The sequence below is a fragment of the Fibrella forsythiae genome, assembly GCF_017353175.1.
Classification (GTDB): domain Bacteria; phylum Bacteroidota; class Bacteroidia; order Cytophagales; family Spirosomataceae; genus Fibrella; species Fibrella forsythiae.
Genome location: NZ_JAFMYW010000006.1, coordinates 451,407 through 470,347 on the forward strand (window position 1 = coordinate 451,407; position 18,941 = coordinate 470,347).

The 18,941-nt window shown below is 52.9% G+C and carries 20 protein-coding genes; 10 read left to right on the forward strand and 10 right to left on the reverse strand.

The window, feature by feature from the left end:
- Positions 1-6 precede the first annotated feature (6 nt).
- Positions 7-879, forward strand: a complete 873-nt coding sequence (locus tag J2I46_RS20585) for a Ppx/GppA phosphatase family protein (RefSeq protein ID WP_207330933.1) — start codon at positions 7-9, stop codon at positions 877-879.
- A 16-nt stretch (positions 880-895) separates the two neighbouring features.
- On the opposite strand, the gene J2I46_RS20590 is transcribed toward J2I46_RS20585, so the two are convergent.
- Entirely contained in the window at positions 896-3,340 is a 2,445-nt protein-coding gene (locus tag J2I46_RS20590; RefSeq protein WP_207330934.1) for an SdrD B-like domain-containing protein, read from the reverse strand.
- Between the two features lie 174 nt (positions 3,341-3,514).
- Between J2I46_RS20590 and J2I46_RS20595 the strand changes: the two genes are divergently transcribed.
- Positions 3,515-4,459 carry a GNAT family N-acetyltransferase gene (locus J2I46_RS20595; RefSeq protein ID WP_207330935.1) on the forward strand — a complete coding sequence of 315 codons (945 nt, stop codon included), beginning with the start codon at positions 3,515-3,517 and terminating at the stop codon, positions 4,457-4,459.
- A gap of 5 nt (positions 4,460-4,464) precedes the next feature.
- On the opposite strand, the gene J2I46_RS20600 is transcribed toward J2I46_RS20595, so the two are convergent.
- Together J2I46_RS20600 and prmC are read right to left on the reverse strand one after the other, a co-directional pair.
- The gene (locus J2I46_RS20600; RefSeq protein WP_207330936.1) at positions 4,465-5,421 is read right to left on the reverse strand and encodes an AAA family ATPase; all 957 of its coding nucleotides are present in this window, start codon (positions 5,419-5,421) and stop codon (positions 4,465-4,467) included.
- A gap of 118 nt (positions 5,422-5,539) precedes the next feature.
- A complete protein-coding gene (gene prmC, locus J2I46_RS20605) occupies positions 5,540-6,397 on the reverse strand; it encodes a peptide chain release factor N(5)-glutamine methyltransferase (RefSeq protein WP_207330937.1) in 858 nt (285 codons plus the stop codon).
- Between the two features lie 136 nt (positions 6,398-6,533).
- Between prmC and J2I46_RS20610 the strand changes: the two genes are divergently transcribed.
- A complete protein-coding gene (locus tag J2I46_RS20610; protein WP_207330938.1) occupies positions 6,534-6,920 on the forward strand; it encodes a RidA family protein in 387 nt (128 codons plus the stop codon).
- An 82-nt stretch (positions 6,921-7,002) separates the two neighbouring features.
- On the opposite strand, the gene J2I46_RS20615 is transcribed toward J2I46_RS20610, so the two are convergent.
- Positions 7,003-7,692 (reverse strand): NUDIX hydrolase, encoded by a 690-nt coding sequence (locus tag J2I46_RS20615; protein ID WP_207330939.1) that lies wholly within the window; start codon positions 7,690-7,692, stop codon positions 7,003-7,005.
- Positions 7,693-7,805: 113 nt separating this feature from the next.
- Between J2I46_RS20615 and J2I46_RS20620 the strand changes: the two genes are divergently transcribed.
- The gene (locus J2I46_RS20620) at positions 7,806-9,095 is read left to right on the forward strand and encodes a hemolysin family protein (protein WP_207330940.1); all 1,290 of its coding nucleotides are present in this window, start codon (positions 7,806-7,808) and stop codon (positions 9,093-9,095) included.
- Between the two features lie 71 nt (positions 9,096-9,166).
- Here the strand turns inward: J2I46_RS20620 and mobA are convergent, their stop codons facing one another.
- Positions 9,167-9,784 carry a molybdenum cofactor guanylyltransferase gene (gene mobA, locus J2I46_RS20625; protein WP_207330941.1) on the reverse strand — a complete coding sequence of 206 codons (618 nt, stop codon included), beginning with the start codon at positions 9,782-9,784 and terminating at the stop codon, positions 9,167-9,169.
- Positions 9,774-10,244, reverse strand: coding sequence for a cyclic pyranopterin monophosphate synthase MoaC (moaC, locus tag J2I46_RS20630; RefSeq protein WP_207330942.1), 471 nt, complete (start codon positions 10,242-10,244; stop codon positions 9,774-9,776). The genes mobA and moaC overlap by 11 nt, the downstream gene beginning before the upstream one ends.
- Before the next feature lie 99 nt (positions 10,245-10,343).
- On the opposite strand from moaC, the gene J2I46_RS20635 reads away from it, so the two are divergent.
- The gene (locus J2I46_RS20635) at positions 10,344-11,066 is read left to right on the forward strand and encodes a glucosamine-6-phosphate deaminase (protein WP_207330943.1); all 723 of its coding nucleotides are present in this window, start codon (positions 10,344-10,346) and stop codon (positions 11,064-11,066) included.
- 33 nt (positions 11,067-11,099) lie between these two features.
- On the forward strand, positions 11,100-11,513 hold the full coding sequence (locus tag J2I46_RS20640) for a DUF1801 domain-containing protein (protein ID WP_207330944.1): 414 nt from the start codon (positions 11,100-11,102) through the stop codon (positions 11,511-11,513).
- 11 nt (positions 11,514-11,524) lie between these two features.
- Here the strand turns inward: J2I46_RS20640 and J2I46_RS20645 are convergent, their stop codons facing one another.
- Positions 11,525-12,736: an acyl-CoA dehydrogenase family protein gene (locus J2I46_RS20645; protein WP_207330945.1), complete on the reverse strand. Its 1,212-nt coding sequence runs from the start codon at positions 12,734-12,736 to the stop codon at positions 11,525-11,527.
- 139 nt (positions 12,737-12,875) lie between these two features.
- Complete coding sequence (locus tag J2I46_RS20650; RefSeq protein ID WP_207330946.1) at positions 12,876-13,106, reverse strand: YXWGXW repeat-containing protein; 231 nt, start codon at positions 13,104-13,106, stop codon at positions 12,876-12,878.
- A gap of 199 nt (positions 13,107-13,305) precedes the next feature.
- Between J2I46_RS20650 and J2I46_RS20655 the strand changes: the two genes are divergently transcribed.
- The 3 genes from J2I46_RS20655 to J2I46_RS20665 all read left to right on the forward strand — a co-directional run bounded on the left by J2I46_RS20655 (position 13,306) and on the right by J2I46_RS20665 (position 16,619).
- Positions 13,306-14,898: an NAD(P)/FAD-dependent oxidoreductase gene (locus J2I46_RS20655; protein WP_207330947.1), complete on the forward strand. Its 1,593-nt coding sequence runs from the start codon at positions 13,306-13,308 to the stop codon at positions 14,896-14,898.
- A gap of 77 nt (positions 14,899-14,975) precedes the next feature.
- The gene (locus tag J2I46_RS20660) at positions 14,976-15,845 is read left to right on the forward strand and encodes an alpha/beta fold hydrolase (protein ID WP_207330948.1); all 870 of its coding nucleotides are present in this window, start codon (positions 14,976-14,978) and stop codon (positions 15,843-15,845) included.
- 108 nt (positions 15,846-15,953) lie between these two features.
- Positions 15,954-16,619 carry a hypothetical protein gene (locus tag J2I46_RS20665; RefSeq protein ID WP_207330949.1) on the forward strand — a complete coding sequence of 222 codons (666 nt, stop codon included), beginning with the start codon at positions 15,954-15,956 and terminating at the stop codon, positions 16,617-16,619.
- Between the two features lie 26 nt (positions 16,620-16,645).
- Here J2I46_RS20665 and J2I46_RS20670 read toward each other — a convergent pair whose 3' ends face one another.
- Together J2I46_RS20670 and J2I46_RS20675 are read right to left on the reverse strand one after the other, a co-directional pair.
- A complete protein-coding gene (locus tag J2I46_RS20670; RefSeq protein WP_207330950.1) occupies positions 16,646-17,404 on the reverse strand; it encodes a hypothetical protein in 759 nt (252 codons plus the stop codon).
- A 101-nt stretch (positions 17,405-17,505) separates the two neighbouring features.
- The gene (locus J2I46_RS20675) at positions 17,506-17,931 is read right to left on the reverse strand and encodes a GbsR/MarR family transcriptional regulator (protein ID WP_310589057.1); all 426 of its coding nucleotides are present in this window, start codon (positions 17,929-17,931) and stop codon (positions 17,506-17,508) included.
- A 323-nt stretch (positions 17,932-18,254) separates the two neighbouring features.
- On the opposite strand from J2I46_RS20675, the gene J2I46_RS20680 reads away from it, so the two are divergent.
- Positions 18,255-18,881: an NUDIX hydrolase gene (locus J2I46_RS20680; RefSeq protein ID WP_207330952.1), complete on the forward strand. Its 627-nt coding sequence runs from the start codon at positions 18,255-18,257 to the stop codon at positions 18,879-18,881.
- Positions 18,882-18,941: the final 60 nt, after the last annotated feature.

The window sequence follows — 18,941 nt, forward strand, 5'->3', positions numbered from 1 at the left end:
ACTCTAGTGAAACTGGCTGCAATTGACATCGGTTCCAACGCCGCTCGCATGCAAATTTCGACCGTACTGACCAACGATGAAGTGGTTAGCTTTAAACGCGTCGAATATGTCCGCTTTCCGCTTCGGTTAGGGCACGATGTATTTACCCACGGTGCCCTGACTACAGAGAGCGTTCAGCGCACTGTGAAACTAATGCAGGCCTATAAACTATTGATGGAATTACATGAGGTTGAGGCCTTTATGGCGTGCGCCACATCGGCCATTCGCGAAGCCACCAACGGCCGCGAAGTGGTTGATCTGGTCAAGCTTCGGTCGGGCGTTCCGATTCAGATTATCGACGGGCAGAAAGAAGCGGAACTGATCAATAATGTGGTTGTGCTGGCCCTCGACGAACGGCAAACGCTGCATATCGATGTAGGCGGAGGCAGCACCGAACTGAACGTCTACAAAAACCGGAAAAAGCTGGCATCCCGATCCTTTAAAATTGGTTCGGTCCGATTACTGGAAGGGAAAGACATGCGGAGTACCTGGGCTAAAGTAGAATCCTGGATCGCCGATAACGTTGACCGAAGCCAGCCCGTTGTAGCCGTTGGAACGGGGGGAAACATCAGCAAATTATTTAACCTGGTTTCTAAAACGAGCGATACAACGACGACATTATCCGAAATTATCAGGATGCGTGATTACATAGCCGGCTTTAGCCTGGCTGATCGAATCAACAAGCTGCGCCTTAACGCCGACCGCGCCGATGTGATTGTTCCCGCTGCTCAGATCTACATTTCGGCGATGCAGTGGGCCGGAGCTACCGACATCGCCGTTCCTGATTTAGGGTTGAAAGACGGAATTCTGCAAGTCGTTTATCAGCAGTTAATGAAGTAGGGAACGTACCTGATCTTTACCGAATTCGCTGAGCGGTTATGGGCAAACAGGCTGGCTTACAAGGCGTAGCGTCCTGAAGACCCAGATCAAGCGAATTAATGGTTTGCCCCGGCAAGCTCAGTTGAAATTGCATAACGGGCAAGCCATTCAAATTGGGGGCGGTGCTAGAACCTGTCAATAAAAACGCGTCTGAATCGTTCAACGATGCATTTGTGCCTACTCCCTGGTTCCAGCCTGTCAGCTGATAGGTTTTGTTGCTAACCGTCAGCAAATTGCTTGTCGTGTTGAACTGCTGTGATGTCTGGTCAGAGCCAACAACAATAAAATAGGGCGTATTATAGGTTAGCACCAGGGTCGGGCCGGATTGAAACCTGTACTGGCCCTGTGCATCACTCGTTACGGTTGCCAGCCTGACCCCAGTAGCCGAGTATAGCGATAGTTTAACGCCGGCTAAAGGAGGTTCTGCCGGGTCCTGTACACCATCTCCATTCACGTCGACCCATACCCGGTTTCCAATCGATACGGCAGGGGCTTCGCAAAGGGCGTTGAGTTGACCCACTCCGTTAGATGCCCCAAACGTAGAACGGGGTGCAGTTAATACGCTGCTGGTTTCGTCCCGGTACACTTCGTAACGGCGCAGCAAATCACCATTTTTCGCATCGAAATAGGCTGTTCCGCCAGACCAAGTCGTGAGCGGATTGAACAGGGTGACAAACAGATTGTCGAGGCTTGGATTACTTAGTACCGAACCCGCAAACGTCTCCTGATTTAGCGTAGAGAACTGGTCGTTACAGTAAAATTCGCCGGCCATTGTTGTATTACCGGGTCCGGTATAGACAGGTCCCTGACCATTATCGACCCCGCAACCCGACTCTGATCCCGACGAACCGTTGGCTTCCAGCAGGTACATTCCATTGAAGAGGGCTGCCCGTAGTATATCACCTCCCGTATAACCGCTGTATACGGTCGTGGGTGAAGGTGAGGTTTCTGTTGGCGCAAGCTGGTTCCGCGATGTCTGGTGACCGGTGCGATCCATCAGGCCGATCAGCATTGCGCCGTTCGCATCAAAACCAATTGACGATAGAATCGGCTGAGGTCGAACAACGCGGGCAATTTGTGGGACTGTGGCTGAGTTCAGAATATTGGTTGAAAACTCAGCCCATGAATCACTCCATGGCTCCCAGTATTCGCCCAATGAAGTAGCAGCATTGGCCCCTGCAACAGCCCAGCCTTTCCGGTAGCCAAGGGGCACATTCAGCACGGGCGTAGTATTGAACGTGTTGGTTGTCAGGTCGAAAACATACACGCACGCCCGGAGGTCGGCCTGTTTGCGACTGACTGAAGCGTCGTTGACAACACCAACATACAGCTTACCCTGATAATACGTTACGGCCCAGGGCCGGTTGACGCCCGTTGTCAGCGATTGCGGAATGGTATAGCTCGTAAATGCATCGGGAGTCAGCGTGTTTGCCGGCCGAAGCGGTGCCCCAACGTTAATACTCACCAACGATTTTTCATACAGGTTAACGACCCATAACTGGTCTTCACGCGGCGTGAAGGTAGCTCCGCCCAGACCCACTTTCCCGACAAGCGGAAAGGCAGCCGCATCGGCAGTAGCTGTGCTGAATGACTGCGGAAACGATCGGGCGGATAGGGCAGTCAGGTCGGATGGAGAAGCCAGATTTATGTATGAACTTATATCGACATACGCGGAGGATGTGGCGGAAGTGGGGTTGGTAACATAAATACCCCCCAGGCCAAGTGGCCCCAGTGCGGCATGACGTTTCAGAAAACTAACACTTACCAGCTTGTTGCTCTGCCGTTGCAGCGCCGTTGCCCATACCGTACCAAGGTCAGCGCTCATGCCGATCTGGCTGGGCATTTCCTGAATGGTAGTGGGCTGCCCTTCAGCCGTAAAGGGAAACGACAGCAACGTACCTGGCCCCGTTTTCAGGGCACCTGTCTGATATACCGGCGTTACCAAAAGTGGCGACGCCTGGCAGTAGTCGGCCGGGTCGCTCAGCCCGTAGGCTATTGATGCCGGAGCCCTAACGAACTGGACATCACTGCCAGCGGTAAAACTCGGCGAATCATAGGTGTAAAGCGGACGACCGGCGAACTCTAAACGTACCTGCATTCCAGGTGCAATCTGTCCGGACGAAAAATGAAATGTACCATCTGCCGCAGTGGTCGCCGACAAAGGCTGGGTGATTCCGTCGAGGTAGGCGCTTACCAGAATTCCGCCTACACCCAACTCAGTAGGCGCCGTTACCGAATGCTGACCATTCCGGTCGTAGTCTCGATAAACAGTACCGCTAACCTGCGCTGATGCAGTATGGCCGAGTAGGGATAAACCAATAACTATCAGTGAACTGAATACATAACGCGGCGCCGTTGAGCAGGCAATCGCGCCAAGACAGGCACAAGCGTACCTGGCTGGAGTAATAAGTCCAGTTATCATAAAAATCGCACATTTACAGGTTCTTGTGATGGGTGTCAACTAAAATCGTGCCAAAATGTAACAACTAGCTACTAGCCGGATAAAGTAGATTTCTTACCCGAGCGATACTCCCCCTTGCCTTTTGTATATCAGCCATCAGAAACAGTCTATATTTGTGATGCTTTATCTACCGGTATGCATCGAATACAAACACATTACCCTGGCTTCATACGACCAATTCCCATATTCAGCGAGCCGGGCTTTTTCTTTAACGAAGAAGACCAGTTACGGCAGCAGGATAATGGTTCGTTTCACTTACTCACAGCGTTAAATACCGCTACTCACCTGGCCGATGCCCGGTGCGCTGTCTTTGTCGACAATGAGCTGGCTATCAGCCCCAAACTTGCTCCGTTTGGCTCGGTTGAGTTCATCAGCGCATTGCCGGAGCGCGCCCTGACTGATCTGCTCGATTCACTTGAGAGCCAGGTGCATCAGTTGGGGTTACCCGTTCTCCGCCTCACCAACTATCCGCATTGTTATGCTCCCCAACAGGCGGGCAGGCTAGCCTATGAACTGGAAAGACGAGCGTATGAAGTAACCGATCAATTGATTAATTTCCATCTTGACGTAACCGGCGAGCCATTAGCCCCTCGCATGCATTTATCGGAGCGCAGACGGCTGGCCAAATGTAAAAAGGCTAATCTGGACGTTACTCGCTGGGTAGCCCCCCCTGTTCAGCAGGTGATCCAGTTCATTCAACAGAGCAGAAACCAGCAGGGGTATCCGCTCACCATTTCCGTTGAACGACTCACGTACCTATTGCAACAATTTCCTGATCAATACCCGGTCTTCGTTGTTCGTGATGGTTCAACCATTGCGGCGCTTACTGTAGCCGTGCGCGTTCGTCAGGATATTCTCTATAATTTTCTGCCTGCCGACAATATGGCCTACCGTAGCTTCAGTCCGGCGGTGTTACTCACAGACGGGCTCTATTCGTATTGCCAACAGGAAAACATTACCCTGCTCGACCTGGGAGTTTCGGTTGATGAGTACCGGCTGGCAAAACCAGGACTGATGGAATTCAAACGTAGGCTAGGCGCCCAGGAATCGGCTAAAATGGTGTGGGAAAAATGCTTTTAGCCGCGCTATCCGATAGCCACCTTCCGCAAGATCGAGTCAATTACCTGTAGCGATGCGATTCCGTCAGCCTCCGCCTCATAGTTTAGTAACACCCTGTGATTGAAGACGTCAGGACAAACTTCTTTGATATCTTCAGGCAATACGTAATCCCGCTGATCAAAATAGGCCGCCGCCTTCGCTGCCAGATTCAGGTGGATACTGGCCCGGGGCGATACCCCATACTGAATATACCGGGCCTCATCGCGGAGGCCGTATTCAAGCGGGCGGCGGGTAGCAAAAACCAATTCGATGATATACCGTTCCAGTGATTCCGAAATATTCACCCGGTTGATCTCATCACGAATGGCGAATACATCGTCTTTATCCAGAATTGGCTGCACTTCGTAGTCGAAATTCATATTCGACATGCGCCGCATCACTTCCAGCTCGTCATCTTTAGTGAGGTAATCAACGAATACCTTCATCATAAACCGGTCAACCTGGGCCTCGGGCAATGGGTACGTTCCCTCCTGCTCAACCGGGTTCTGAGTAGCCAGTACCAGAAATGGCCGATCCAGAATAAAGGTTTCTTCACCGATGGTTACCTGTTTCTCCTGCATGGCTTCCAGCAACGCCGACTGAACTTTGGCTGGCGACCGGTTAATTTCATCAGCCAGAATAAGATTGGCGAAAACGGGTCCTTGCTTCACCTCAAAATCGGCGGTCCGCTGATTGAAAATCATTGTCCCGATCAGATCGGCAGGAAGAAGATCAGGCGTGAATTGGATTCGCTGAAAATCAAGCTGAAGTACTTTGGCCAGCGTGTTGATTGTCAGCGTTTTGGCCAACCCGGGAACTCCTTCGAGCAGGATATGCCCGCCCGTAAAGAGGCCAATCAGCAACCGGTTAATCAGCCGGTCCTGCCCCACTACGACCTTGCCGATTTCGATACGCGCCTGATTAATTTGAGAATGGTAGGACATAGAAGGAGTTTACCGTTTTCTATTTACCGTTTTCTGATGCTCTGCTCCCGACTAATGTTGCTTTATGTAAGGCAACAGCAGACCGGGCGGCGGACCGTAGCAAACTGAAAACAGTAAACTATTTTTTAGCCGCCCGCACGCTGCGGTCTTTGCCGTGAATATCTTTATATACCTGCACGCTGGTGAAGCCTCGTTCATCAAAGACGGCCTTGGTGGCATCGCCAAACCGCTCGTTGATTTCTACGTAGCAAATTCCGGTTTCAGACAGGTGTGTAACCGCAAAATCAGCTACGGCCTTGTAGAAGATCAGCGGATCGGAGTCATCCACAAACAGGGCAACATCTGGCTCATAATCAAGCACATTGCGATCCATGTGTGCTGCTTCGGAACGGGTTACGTAGGGCGGGTTGCTCACGATGCAATCGAACAAACCAACTGAATCGGCGGGTACGTTCAGGATATCCTGAATCTCAAAATTAACGTCTGCCTGAAGCGTTTCGGCATTGCGACGAGCCGTTGTAAGCGCTTCTTCCGACACATCCCACCCCGTTACGTCTGATTGAGGCAGGAACCGCGCCAGCGTCACGGCCAGGCAACCACTTCCCGTTCCGATATCGATTACCCGCACCGGGCGCTCTGTCATGTCGGCAAAGTCGTGCATGATGAGGCGGATGAGGTCTTCGGTTTCGGGGCGGGGAATAAGCACGTCGGAAGAGACTTCAAACTCTAATCCGCAGAAGATTGTCGTACCAATCACGTGCTGAATTGGCTCCTGACGGTTAAGGCGTTCAATGATCCTGAACCAGTCTGGTTCTGTGCGATTGGTGGGCAAAGCACGGTCGGCCAGAACATCGGCTTTTCGCAGGCCGAAATAATGGTCGAGCAGCATAAACGCCATTTCCCGAGCCTCTTCGGGTGGGTAGGCGGTGATGTTACGGCTAAGTTGCTGATAAAGGGGTCGGGCAGTACTGGCCATACGACAAATAGGTGTTTGGCTCAAAAATAGGGAAGTTTTCCCGGTTGGTGTTACGGAAACAACGTACCTGACCAATCGGAGTACCATTTAGCGAGTGGGTTACCCGCTTATCTTTGGCACTTTCATACTGTAAATCATGACGAAACAAACCATTCTCTCCGGTTCGCCCTGGGAAGATAAAGTTGGGTATTGCCGGGCCATCCGCGTCGGTAACCTTGTCGAAGTATCGGGAACGGTAGCCATCATCGACGGCGAAACGGTAAAGGCTGATGACGCCTATGCCCAAACTGTGAACATCATTGAGCGTATTGGCAAAGTGCTGGAAGAAGCCGGTGCCAGCCTGGAGAACGTGGTGCGCACCCGCATTTTCACCACTGACATTCGCCGCTTCGACGATATCGCCCGGGCACACGGCCAGTTTTTCAGCCAGATCAAACCCACAACCGGTATGTACGGCATCAGCCAGCTAGTTGGTCCCGAATACCTGGTCGAGATTGAATTTACAGCGGTCGTTGATGCGTAAGCCTGCCGGATCCGGTTGTAAGACAAAGGAAAAGGCGGCTGTTACCAGATTGGTAATAGCCGCCTTTTCCTGCATTTACCGGTTAGGCCTTCGGTTGTTTGGCAAGCAACGCCTGTTCAACCACGTGGCGGATGGAACTGAACGACCCAGCCAGCGCAACTTGCGCCTGTTTGGGCTCCATAAAAGCTACTTTTTCAATGTTTTCTTCTGCCTGTGGGGCAAGCCCGGCATCATCAACCAGGCTCATCTGGTACCATTTCGTGCGCTTCAGAATACGGTTACCGTTGAGCGTGTAGGTGTGGTAGGTCGTGCAGATTTTCTCACCCAGCGCCACAACAGCCCCGGTCTCTTCTTCTACTTCACGCACAGCACCAGCTTTCGATGACTCGCCGTCGTCGAGTTTACCCTTCGGCAAATCCCAGACACCGCGCCGGAAGATCAGGAGCATACGACCGTCGTGCGTAACCACGCCACCAGCAGCTTTCACCACTTTGTATAAGCTCTTGATGCGCGATTCAACGGCATCTCTGTCGAGGCATTGCAGCGTTACCGACAATAAATCGCTGATGTCAGCCTCTTCCAGCAAACCGATCAGACGTTCGGAGGTGGCGGGCGTGGCGTTTAGCAAAAGCAGGTGGCCATAGAGCGACTCCGCTTTGAGTGATTCAAGGCGAGCGTCTACCACCCGGTCGAAATCGGCTATCCGGGCGAGCTTGTCCCCTTTTTTTGAACCCGTGAGCCGCACAGGGCGGTCGTCGATAAATACGATCATGGAAAACGAAGGAGGGTCTTTTTGCCCGTAAATCATGCAAAAATAGCGAACCCTTCACCTTTTGCGGCCCCGATTGTTATGCTATTTTTGCAAACAGGACAATTGTCTACTACGTGGAGCTACTTATAATTCTGGTGCTGACGATTTTAAACGGCATCTTCTCGATGTCGGAAATAGCGCTGGTATCGTCGCGCCGATCTAAATTGGAGAGTGCAGCCAAAAATGGCGACCGCCGTGCGCAAACGGCCCTCGACCTGGCCAACTCGCCCAACCGCTTTCTGTCGACCGTTCAGATTGGAATTACCTTGATTGGGATCCTGCTCGGTATTTTTTCCGGCGATAAGATTACAACCGATTTTCAGGCCTGGGTGGCCAAAGTCAGCGTGCTCGCGCCTTATTCGCACAGTATTGCCGTTGTCGGCGTGCTTCTGGCCCTGACCTACACCTCGCTGGTGTTGGGTGAACTGGTGCCCAAACGCATCGGGCTATCGAATCCGGAAGGGATTGCCAAAGCCATGGCCGCCCCGATGGAGATTCTATCCAAAGCCACCGCACCGTTCATTGCTCTGCTCACCTTTTCAAGCGACTTACTGATCAAACTGCTGGGTATCAAGCCAAACGAAAGTGCTGTTACAGAAGAAGAGATCAAAAGCCTGGTGCAGGAAGGCAGTACGGCCGGAGCTATTGAAGAGATTGAGCACGAAATTGTTCAAAACGTTTTTCAACTCGGCGACCGGAAAATCACGTCGCTGATGACCAATCGGCAGAGCATCGTTTATCTTGATCTGGAAGCTGACCCCGCCGAAAACAAAGAGCAGATTCTGGAGTATCGGCACGCGGTTTATCCGCTGGTGAATGGCAGCGTCGATGAAGTTGTTGGCCTGGTTTACTCGAAAGATTTCCTGGGTACCGACCTCGATGTGGAGCTCACCCGCCTGAATGAATTAAAGCGAGACGTATTGTTTCTGCCCGAAAACAACCGCGCTTATCAGGTGCTGGAGCGCTTCCGGGAGCGGCGGCAATACGTTGGTATCATCGTGGATGAGTATGGCGGAGTGCTCGGAATCGTGACGCTCAACGACATTTTGGATGCCCTAGTTGGCGACATTTCAGACACCAGCGAATTGAATGACGACGTCCATCAGCGTGAAGATGGCAGCTATCTCGTTGACGCGTCGTTGCCTTTCGACGATTTTTTATCGCACTTCGACATTACGTTATCGACTCAGGCGCGTCGGGATTTCACGGATTTCGACACGCTCGGCGGCTTTGCGCTGCATATTTTGAAAGATATTCCGAAAGAAGGCGAAACCTTCCGGTGGCAGTCGTTCCAGTTCGAAATCATCGATATGGACAAAAACAGGATCGACAAAATTCTGGTCCGGAAAGTAGAGGACGAGTAATGGTGATTGGCTATGGCAGTTAGCGGGTGCTACTTCACAACTAGTTGCCCTGTAGCAACGCCTGCTAATTACTACTGCCTGCTGCTCCTTTTTTCATACTCATCCCAGTCATTCACATTACCGAACGCGTGGGCATCAGGTAGGTCTATACACGTAATGGCGTGTGTTGACAAAAAACGGCGGGGACTACGGTTTCCAGACTGAAACCAGCTATGTAACAGCGGCCCAGCCGACGGCTCCCAAAGGCTCACCAATGGCTCAGGGCCAGCGTGGTCAACATCCCAGAAAGCAGTGGCGGGCTTATCTGCATTCCTGTTTGCCAATAAAGTTTGCAACGTACCTGAGTCAAGATCCGGCAGGTCACACGGAACAACAAGCCAGGCTACGTTCGGGTACGTGTCAAATGCCGTGAGGAGCCCACCCAACGGCCCGGTTTCGGGGTAGTTGTCCAACAACTTTTCACTGTAAGCCAGTCTTGCAAACTGCGTTTCGTTTACCGACCAGCATACGCGCTTGCAAAGAGGGGTCAGTAAATCCGTCAGGTGTTCCCGTTGGGGTTTGCCATGATAAACCAGCGCCGATTTGTCTGTTCCCATGCGGGTACTTCGTCCGCCCATCAACACCAGTCCATACACGTCAGGTACGTCTGCCTGAGGTACGTTATCGGCCGATTGACAATCAGTCTTCATGGCGAAAATCGCGTTTGCCACCAGTCTTTTCGAGCAGGCGCGTTTCGCGGATGACGATGTCGTGGGAAAGCGCCTTGCACATGTCGTACACGGTCAGGGCAGCTACAGATACACCGACCAGTGCTTCCATCTCAACGCCCGTTTTCCCTTCTACCGACACCGTACATTCGATATACACGTCGGCACCTTCCGTTCGAATATCGAACGAGCATCCGTCGAGGCCCAGCGAATGGCAGAGCGGAATGAGGTCGTCGGTCCGTTTGGCAGCCATTGTACCGGCAATCCGGGCAGTCTGGAAAACAGGGCCTTTCCGGGTCTGGATATCGCCGCCTTCCAGATGTTGCAAAATAGTTTCGCCGAGCGTGACGATGCTACGCGCTTTGGCGGTGCGTTTGGAAACAGATTTGGCCCCTACGTCAACCATCGCGGGGTTGCCTTCGGGCGTTAGGTGGGTCAGCATGTATAGTGCGTTTACTGGTTCAACAAAAGTACGGCCGGAGGCAGCGAAAATTTTCGATTTGCGACAGGATACCAGCCTATGGCCGGTACTTTTACCGGTATGAACCTGCGAACCTTCCCCGATTACGCGACCCTTTCGGCCCATGCCGCCCAGTATATCGCCTCCCTCATTCGCCAAAAGCCGAATGCCGTTATTTGTATTGCCTCCGGTTCAACCCCGGAAGGTACATTCAAACTGCTGGCACAACAGGTACGTACCGGCGAGCTTGACCTCAGCCAATGCCAGTTTATCGGCCTCGATGAATGGGTCGGGTTTACATCGGAAGACGTTGGCGGATGCGCTTATTTTCTGTACCGTGATCTGTTTACTCCCGCGCATATCCGACCCGAGCAGATTACGTATTTCGATGCCACAGCCGCCAATCTTCAGGCCGAATGCCAGCGCGTCGATGAGGTGATCAACAGGTTGGGCGGCCTGGATCTGATGCTCGTGGGCGTTGGGGAGAACGGCCATATTGCCCTGAACGAACCAGGTACGTCCTGGACACTCCGTTCGCACGTGGTTGATCTGGCTGAATCGACGAAGACCGTTGGTCAGAAATATTTCACAAAGGAAACACCACTAAGTCAAGGTATTACGCTCGGATTACACTACCTGACAAACGCCCGTGAGGCTGTTCTGATGGCCAGTGGCACGCGGAAAGCGGCCATTATGCACACCGCCCTGAACAGGCCCGTTACGGAACAGTGCCCGGCCAGCATTTTTCAGACCCTGCCCGATGCCCACGTCTGGCTGGACGAAGACGCTACCGTGAATTTGTAGGCCTGACCACACCCGAAACCGGAAGGCATCAGCATGAAACCAACGTCGCCCCTCACTGATCAGAAGCGGGTTACTGACTACATTGCCCAACTCGCCCCTGAAATTGGGGGACTGGTTGAAACGCTGCGGCAAATCATTTTACAGACCGACCCCACTATTGGCGAGCAGATCAAATGGAATAATCCGGGCTTTTACTACACCGGTGAGATGAAACCGTTCGATCCGAAGGCATACAAACGGGATATGGCGGTTTTCAACCTGCATAAAGGTCGTGTCATGCTTGTTTTGCCAGGCGCAGCCAGCCTTCCTGATCCGGCAGGGCTACTGGAAGGAGCCTACCAGGATGGTCGCCGAACCATATCGTTCACAGGCATGAATGAGGTAGCAGCCAAAGCAGCAGCCTTACAGGTAGTACTGACCGAATGGCTGAAACGCGTTGAGAAATAACGGCAACGTACCTACTTGAAAGCAGCTACGCCGGTGATCTCAGCGCCCATGATCAGCAGGTGAATATCATGCGTACCTTCGTAGGTAACCACCGATTCGAGGTTCATCATGTGGCGCATGATCGGATAGTCGCCCACGATACCCATACCGCCCAGAATTTGCCGGCACTCGCGGGCCACGCGAAGGGCCATGTCGACGTTGTCGCGTTTGGCCATCGAAATCTGCGCGGTAGTGGCCGCCCCACCGTTTTTTAACGTACCCAGCCGCCAGCAAACAAGCTGCGCTTTGGTAATGTCGGTCAGCATTTCAGCCAGTTTCTTCTGGATCAGTTGGAAGCCAGAGATCGGCTTGTCGAACTGAATTCGCTCTGACGCGTATTTACGGGCCGTTTCGTAGCAATCCATTGCCGCGCCAACCGCCCCCCAGGCAATACCGTAGCGCGCCTGATCGAGGCAGTCGAGGGGTGCTCTCAGGCCGCTGGCGTCGGGCAGCATCTGGCTTTTGGGCACTTTCACATCGTTGAAAATCAGCTCGCCCGTCCGGCTGGCCCGCAACGACCATTTCCGCTCAATCTCGTTGGTGGTAAAACCTTCCATCCCTTTTTCGAGCAGCAAACCCTTTATTTTACCCTGCTCATTTTTGGCCCAAACCACTGCCAGATCGGCAATGGGGCCGTTAGTGATCCAGAGTTTGGAACCATTGAGCAAGTAATAATCGCTCCGTTCGATGAAGTTCGTCTGCATGCCGCCAGGATTCGACCCGTAGTTGGCTTCTGTGAGGCCAAAGCAGCCAATCAGCTCACCTTTGGCCAAACGGGGCAGGTATTTCTGCTTCTGCTCCTCAGACCCAAACGTCAGGATCGGGTACATCGTCAACGAATTATGTACCGATAACGTCGACCGCATACCCGAATCACCGCGTTCAATTTCCTGCAACATCAATCCCGACGCGATATAGTCGAGCCCACCGCCACCGTATTCTGTTGGAATAGTGGCTCCAAACGCACCGATTTGCGCAAATTTCTGAATGATATGCGCCGGAAATTCGCCCCGTTGCGCGTAATCGTCAATGATCGGCGTGATTTCCCGCTTCACAAAATCGCGCATGGCCGAGCGCACCAGCTTTTGCTCGGCGGTGAGCAAATCGTCGATCTGGTAAAAATCGGGCGACTCATACGAGTCAGCTTTCAATCGGGTCGAGGTCGGAACAGGTTGTGCTTGCATACCGGGGTAACCCCCAAAGGCAGGGGCTTGTTACGCTGCAAGATGCTTTTTTGGCATCAATTACCCCAATTCCTGCCACGGAGAATAACGTTCGAAAAGAAACCACAGTTTTTCGCCGAGCCGCATACCTGTTTATCAGTTACCGAACCCGAACATAACGACCCGGTACCCACACATACCCTCCCCGACGGTAGCGGTGGTAGCCGGGCGACCATACATACCGGCCTCTGGGCGCGGCGGGAATCACTTCTACCCGTGCGGGCGGCGGCGCAGGCCGACTAGCTACCGGCCGAACCACGCAGCCAGATAGCGAACCAAGTAGCAAAAAAGCACAGCCGATGGCTGCCAGTGCAGATCTACGAGCTTTCATAACGTCTATCAATTGGTTTGTTAACGAATAGATTGATATATAACCTGGTGGTTTAAGCAGTGTCTATTAAACGATTGTTAAATGGCCGGTCTGCGCTGATAAAACCCCCTTTCCTCACCAGCTTTCCCTTTACGTTTCACACGGTCCTTTTCCGTAAATTTGCAGGTACGTTGCCAGATAAACACTGGCCAGATCAACCATGCTGCATACACTTTCCCTGACCCTGTTACCCGAGCAGGGCCTCGACGAAGACGCCTTTCGAACACTCGTTATCAACCAATTACACCTTTCCGATACGCCCGATGTGGTGGTGCGAAAACGCCGCCAGTCGATTGACTCACGGGGTCGGCAAACCAAAGTACATGTCGACGTTGACGTGTACGAGGGCGAATCACCGCCGCCGCTCCTCCGGCATGGGTTAACGTACCCGACTGTGAGCCGGGCAAAATCAGTCGTCATTGTGGGGGCTGGCCCGGCAGGCCTGTTTGCGGCACTACGGCTGATTGAGTTAGGAGTAAAGCCTATTGTGCTGGAACGCGGTTCAGATGTTCGAACACGACGGCGTGACCTGGCGGCGATCAACAAAGACCATACGGTTAATCCCGAGTCAAATTACTGTTTCGGTGAAGGCGGTGCAGGTACATATTCAGACGGGAAGTTGTACACCCGATCAAGTAAGCGCGGCGATATTCGGCGAATTCTGGAGATTCTGGTTGCCCACGGAGCCACCGATCAGATCCTGGTTGATGCGCATCCACACATCGGCACCAACAAACTGCCCAGCGTCGTTACAGCCCTGCGCGAGCGTATTCTGGGCGCAGGTGGCGAGGTTCATTTCGATACGAAAGTGGTTGATCTACTTCTGGAAGGTGATCAAATGCGTGGTGTAATAACGGGCGACGGGCGCGAATTCACCGGTATAGGCGTCATTCTGGCAACCGGTCACTCAGCCCGCGACATATTCCATCTGTTGCACGAGCGTGACGTACTCATCGAAGCAAAACCCTTTGCGATGGGCGTCCGGATTGAGCACCAGCAGGCACTGATCGATAACCTGCAGTACCATCTTGGCCACGCGCCCAGCCGGGGCAACTACCTGCCTGCGGCCTCCTACAGCCTAGTTACGCAGACAAAGTTCAACGGGATTGAGCGCGGCGTTTTTTCGTTTTGTATGTGTCCCGGCGGCTTTATCGTCCCGTCGGCTACGGCGCCCGGCGAACTGGTTGTCAATGGCATGTCGCCCTCGCGTCGCGACTCGAAATTTGCCAACTCCGGTCTGGTCGTAGCCATCACCGACGCCGACCTGAAACCATATACCCAGCATGGACCGCTAGCCGGACTGATGCTGCAACAGGCCGTAGAACAGCGCGCCTGTGTCGTAGCCAGCGCTCCAGACGGATCACTATCGCAACGGGCACCCGCCCAGCGAGTGGCCGATTTTGTGGCTGGTCGAATCTCGCCATCGTTGCTGCCCACCTCCTACCAGCCGGGTCTGGTATCAGTCGATATGCGTGATGTGTTACCCGCTCATATTGCTCAGCCGTTGCGCCAGGGCCTTCGCGATTTTGGCCAGAAGATGCGTGGGTACGTTAGCAATGAGGCTCAGTTGATCGGCATCGAAAGCCGTACTTCGTCGCCCGTACGCATCCCCCGCGACCGGAATACCTGCGAACACGTACAGGTACGTCGGCTTTTTCCCTGTGGTGAGGGGGCAGGCTATGCGGGCGGCATCGTTTCTGCTGCCATGGATGGTGAACGTTGTGCAAATGAGCTGGTTACACTTTACGCGTAGGCATTTTCCGGCAGACTGACGCCTGATTTCTGAAAATACATATACCCTGTTAGACCGCCTGGTTGCTCATCACGCGTATGCCCACACACCGCCTCGTTGAAACCAATGGTATTCGACTTCATGTCGTGAAAAAAGGCCCCGTCGATGGGCCGCTGATTATACTGCTACACGGTTTCCCCGAGTTCTGGTACGGCTGGCGAGCACAGATCGACGCGCTGGCCGCTGCTGGTTTCCGGGTCTGGGCACCTGACCAGCGCGGCTACAACCTGAGCGATAAACCGGTGGGCATTCGTGCTTACACGATCGATAAGCTCGTTGCCGACGTGGTTGGTCTAATCGATGAGGCGGGCCGCGAAAAAGCTACCGTTATCGGACACGACTGGGGCGCTATTGTAGCCTGGTGGCTGGCGGCAACGTACCCAGACCGGTTGCACAGGCTCAGTTGCCTGAACGTACCACACTACGCCGTGATGCATCGCTTCCTGAACAAAAGCCCCCGTCAACTGGTGCGTAGCTGGTATGCGGGCTTTTTTCAGATTCCGTGGTTACCTGAATGGCTCAGCCAACGCGGCAACTGGTGGCTGATGACCCGTGCCTTGCAACGAACCAGCCGGCCAGGTACGTTCGCAGATACCGATCTTGATGCGTACCGGAAAGCCTGGTCGCAAACCGGCCCAACGGGCGATACAGCGTTCCGGACCATGATCAACTGGTATCGGGCATTGGCGCAACACCACCCTCCCCTACCGGCTCACGCTCAGATCACCGTACCAACCCTATTGATTTGGGGATCCCGGGATGCTTTTCTGCTCCGCGATATGGCCCAACCCAGCATTGACCTCTGCCTGAACGGACGGCTGGTTTTCATTGAATCGGCCACGCATTGGGTACAACACGAGGAAGCTGACTCTGTTAACAACTTGCTCATCCATTTCTTGCATGAATAGCTGCTTGCCAAAAACGTACCGATCCCTCAATCCGTTACCGAACACACAGTTCTTGGCAAACCGACGGATCAACATGGTATAGTTTGCGCAAAAACAACGTATAACACCATGCGCGCTCTTTATCCCCTCCTTTTCATCCTGCTATTCGGGACTGCCGCTGCTCAAACCAGTCAGTTCACCGCTACGATCAACGGTAAACCATTCAAAGCGAATGGTCAACGGCTTAAACTTCCGTTGCCTGGATCGATGCGTTACCTGGCTATTGCCGGCATGAACGTAAAGCCTGATGTACAACTCTGGCTCCGGTTTTTCTATCTGAATGAACTGAAACCCGGCACCTACAGGATTCTGGCAGAGAATGATAAGTCGGTGAAAGAAACGTTTGATAAGAACAACCCGAACGCCAGTGCCGTGTATGCCCTGCTCGACTATACGGAAGAGACGAAAGGCATGGGCCACGCCTTTCAGGATGGTGAATCGTACGAAGGCACCGTAACAATTTCGAAGGTGACCGACACCAGTATTGAGGGTACATTTTCAGGTACGTTGAAAGGGCAAACGTATAAGAAGCGGGTGATGGCAACCCTTTCCGGCTTCGGCCTGAGGCAGAATCTGGAGGACAAGGCGATTACGGCAGCGGGCGGTGGCATGTTCGTTAAAGGCGACCCACACGATCACGATAACACTAAAAAGGGCGACAAGACCGACGACATCAGGGTCGAGAACGGTACTTTCAACGTTTATTGGGGCAAAGACGACAAGGCCAAACAGTGACCTTTTTATGCCAAGACAACGTAGGATTAGTGATTTAGCAGCACAAACGCGATGAACGGCAGGTTGAGGTAATCGGGCAGTTTCATGACGCGCAGCCGGATAATGTGCTGCCAGATCATTACGGCATTACCAATTACTGTCAGCGCAGGTACGTCAATTGCCGCGCCGGTTGCCTTAAAAATGCCCCCCAACAGCAAGCTCATGCCCAAATGCCCGGCGTAATCGAGGCTATTGGCTAGCCGTGTCTGTGCCGAGTGACGAACGATGTAGGCACCGCTCCATCCTGTCTGGCCAACCAGTGCAAGCAATGCCAGCAGATTGACGTGCCCAATAACTGACAGGTGGCTCACCAGCAATGAGCCGTAAAGCAAGACCAGGAATGAGATCCGATAGGCCACGCTGAAATCGGGCGTGAGGTCCATGATATGCCAGCGCTCGGTTGTTGCCGGCACAATGATGCGGCGGTTATATGAAATGAATGCGTACAGCTTTCGCGCCACATCAACCAGCACCGTTCGGCGAACAAATTGGCTGAAGCGAGGCCATACGGTGCCTAATAACGTCAATACGGCATCGACGCCATACTGCGTTTCACCCGTTTCCAGATCGAGCAACGGGATTTCATGTTTGCTCCGAACCGGGTCTAGCTGACCAATAAGCTGGCTAACGGTAGCCGAATCGTTCGACTGGCGAGCCTCAGGCGGGAGCGCTCCTGCAACAACCAATCCTTTTGTGTAAACCCGGCAGAGCGGACAATCAGTGTCATAAATCAGAACCTTATTCATAACATGGCTTATTTTGAAATTATATTTTCAGAAATATTTGAAACTTAGAATTCTAAAAAAAGCCACCTGATTGTGGCCTGCACAGACGTATTATGCCTGACTCACCGGGCGAATAATTTCACAAAATTTGTCAACAACCAGGTTTCTTCCGCTTTCAAAGCCGCACCAGCCGTAGCGTCGGCAAAGGTGGCAACCCGGCTGATGTTGCTGATCACTTTGGTAAACTCAGCGGCCTCCGGCGAATCAGTATTGATTGACGTCAATTCATCGAGTACCGCCAGCACCGGGGCTATTTCGCGACGACGGCGTTCTTTCACAACCTGCCTGGCTACCTTCCAGATGTCTTTTTCAGCGTAAAAAAACTCTCTGCGTTCGCCAGACTTCAGCTTTTTGAACACCAGCCCCCAGTCGATCAGGTCACGGATGTTCATGTTGGCATTCCCGCGCGAAATCTGCAACTCTGCCATGATCGTATCCGTGTCCAGCGAGTCGGGCGAGATCATCAGCAGGGCATGTATCTGTGCCATCGTACGGTTTATACCCCACTGCGTTGCCAGGGTCCCCCACGTTTGAATAAATCTATCCTTTGCCTCCGCGAATTCCATGATCCAAATGTAATAGCTAGTTTTGTATTTTCAATAATTAATGAAAATAACGAAATTAAATCGAATGATTCGCCCATCAAATGATAATTCTGACGTTAATCTGACATAGCCTGCCTGCCCTTCGCGATCATTATTCACCAGAAATACGAAAAGCAACCGTTAGCGTGTAGTAGTTCTTCCTAAATTTGGGCTGGTATGGGTTAGTTTCCAGCACCCACCCTCCCTGCGACACACCACTCCCACAAATGGTAGCCAAGCCGTTTTCCGATCTTACTACACACCTGCGCCAGCGTCTGAGCGAATCCTTACCGGGCGAGGCTGCGCATCGAAAAATGGCATCGTCGGCTCGTACTAAACTGGGAATCAGGCCCAATGAACGTACCCGGCGCAGCGCAGTCCTTATTCTTTTCTATCCGTACCAGAGCCAGATTTTTTTACCGCTCATTCTTCGCCCGCAGTATGACGGGGTGCATGCCGGTCAAATGGCCTTTCCGGGTGGCCGCGAAGAACGGACCGACCGCGACCTGACGCAGACAGCCTTACGGGAAGCGCAGGAAGAAATCGGCATTAAAGTACAGGACGTAACGGTGTTGGGGCAGTTGACAGAGCTTTTCATTCCACCCAGCAATTTCTACGTGCAGCCTATCGTTGGTATGCTCAACTCCCGACCCGATTTCTATCCCGACCCACGCGAAGTAGATGCTGTCATTGAAGTTAATCTGGCTACGCTGCTCGACGAAACCATTGTTGGCGACAGCCAGATTGAAGTCCGTGGCGTGATGGTTGATGCGCCTTTTTACCAAATTGAAGGCCACCGTGTCTGGGGTGCCACTGCCATGATGATCGCCGAGTTGCTGGAGGTGATGAAATAACGCACTACAGACTGATTATCAACCCTTTAAATCGACATCACTCTGCTAGTTCTGACCCTA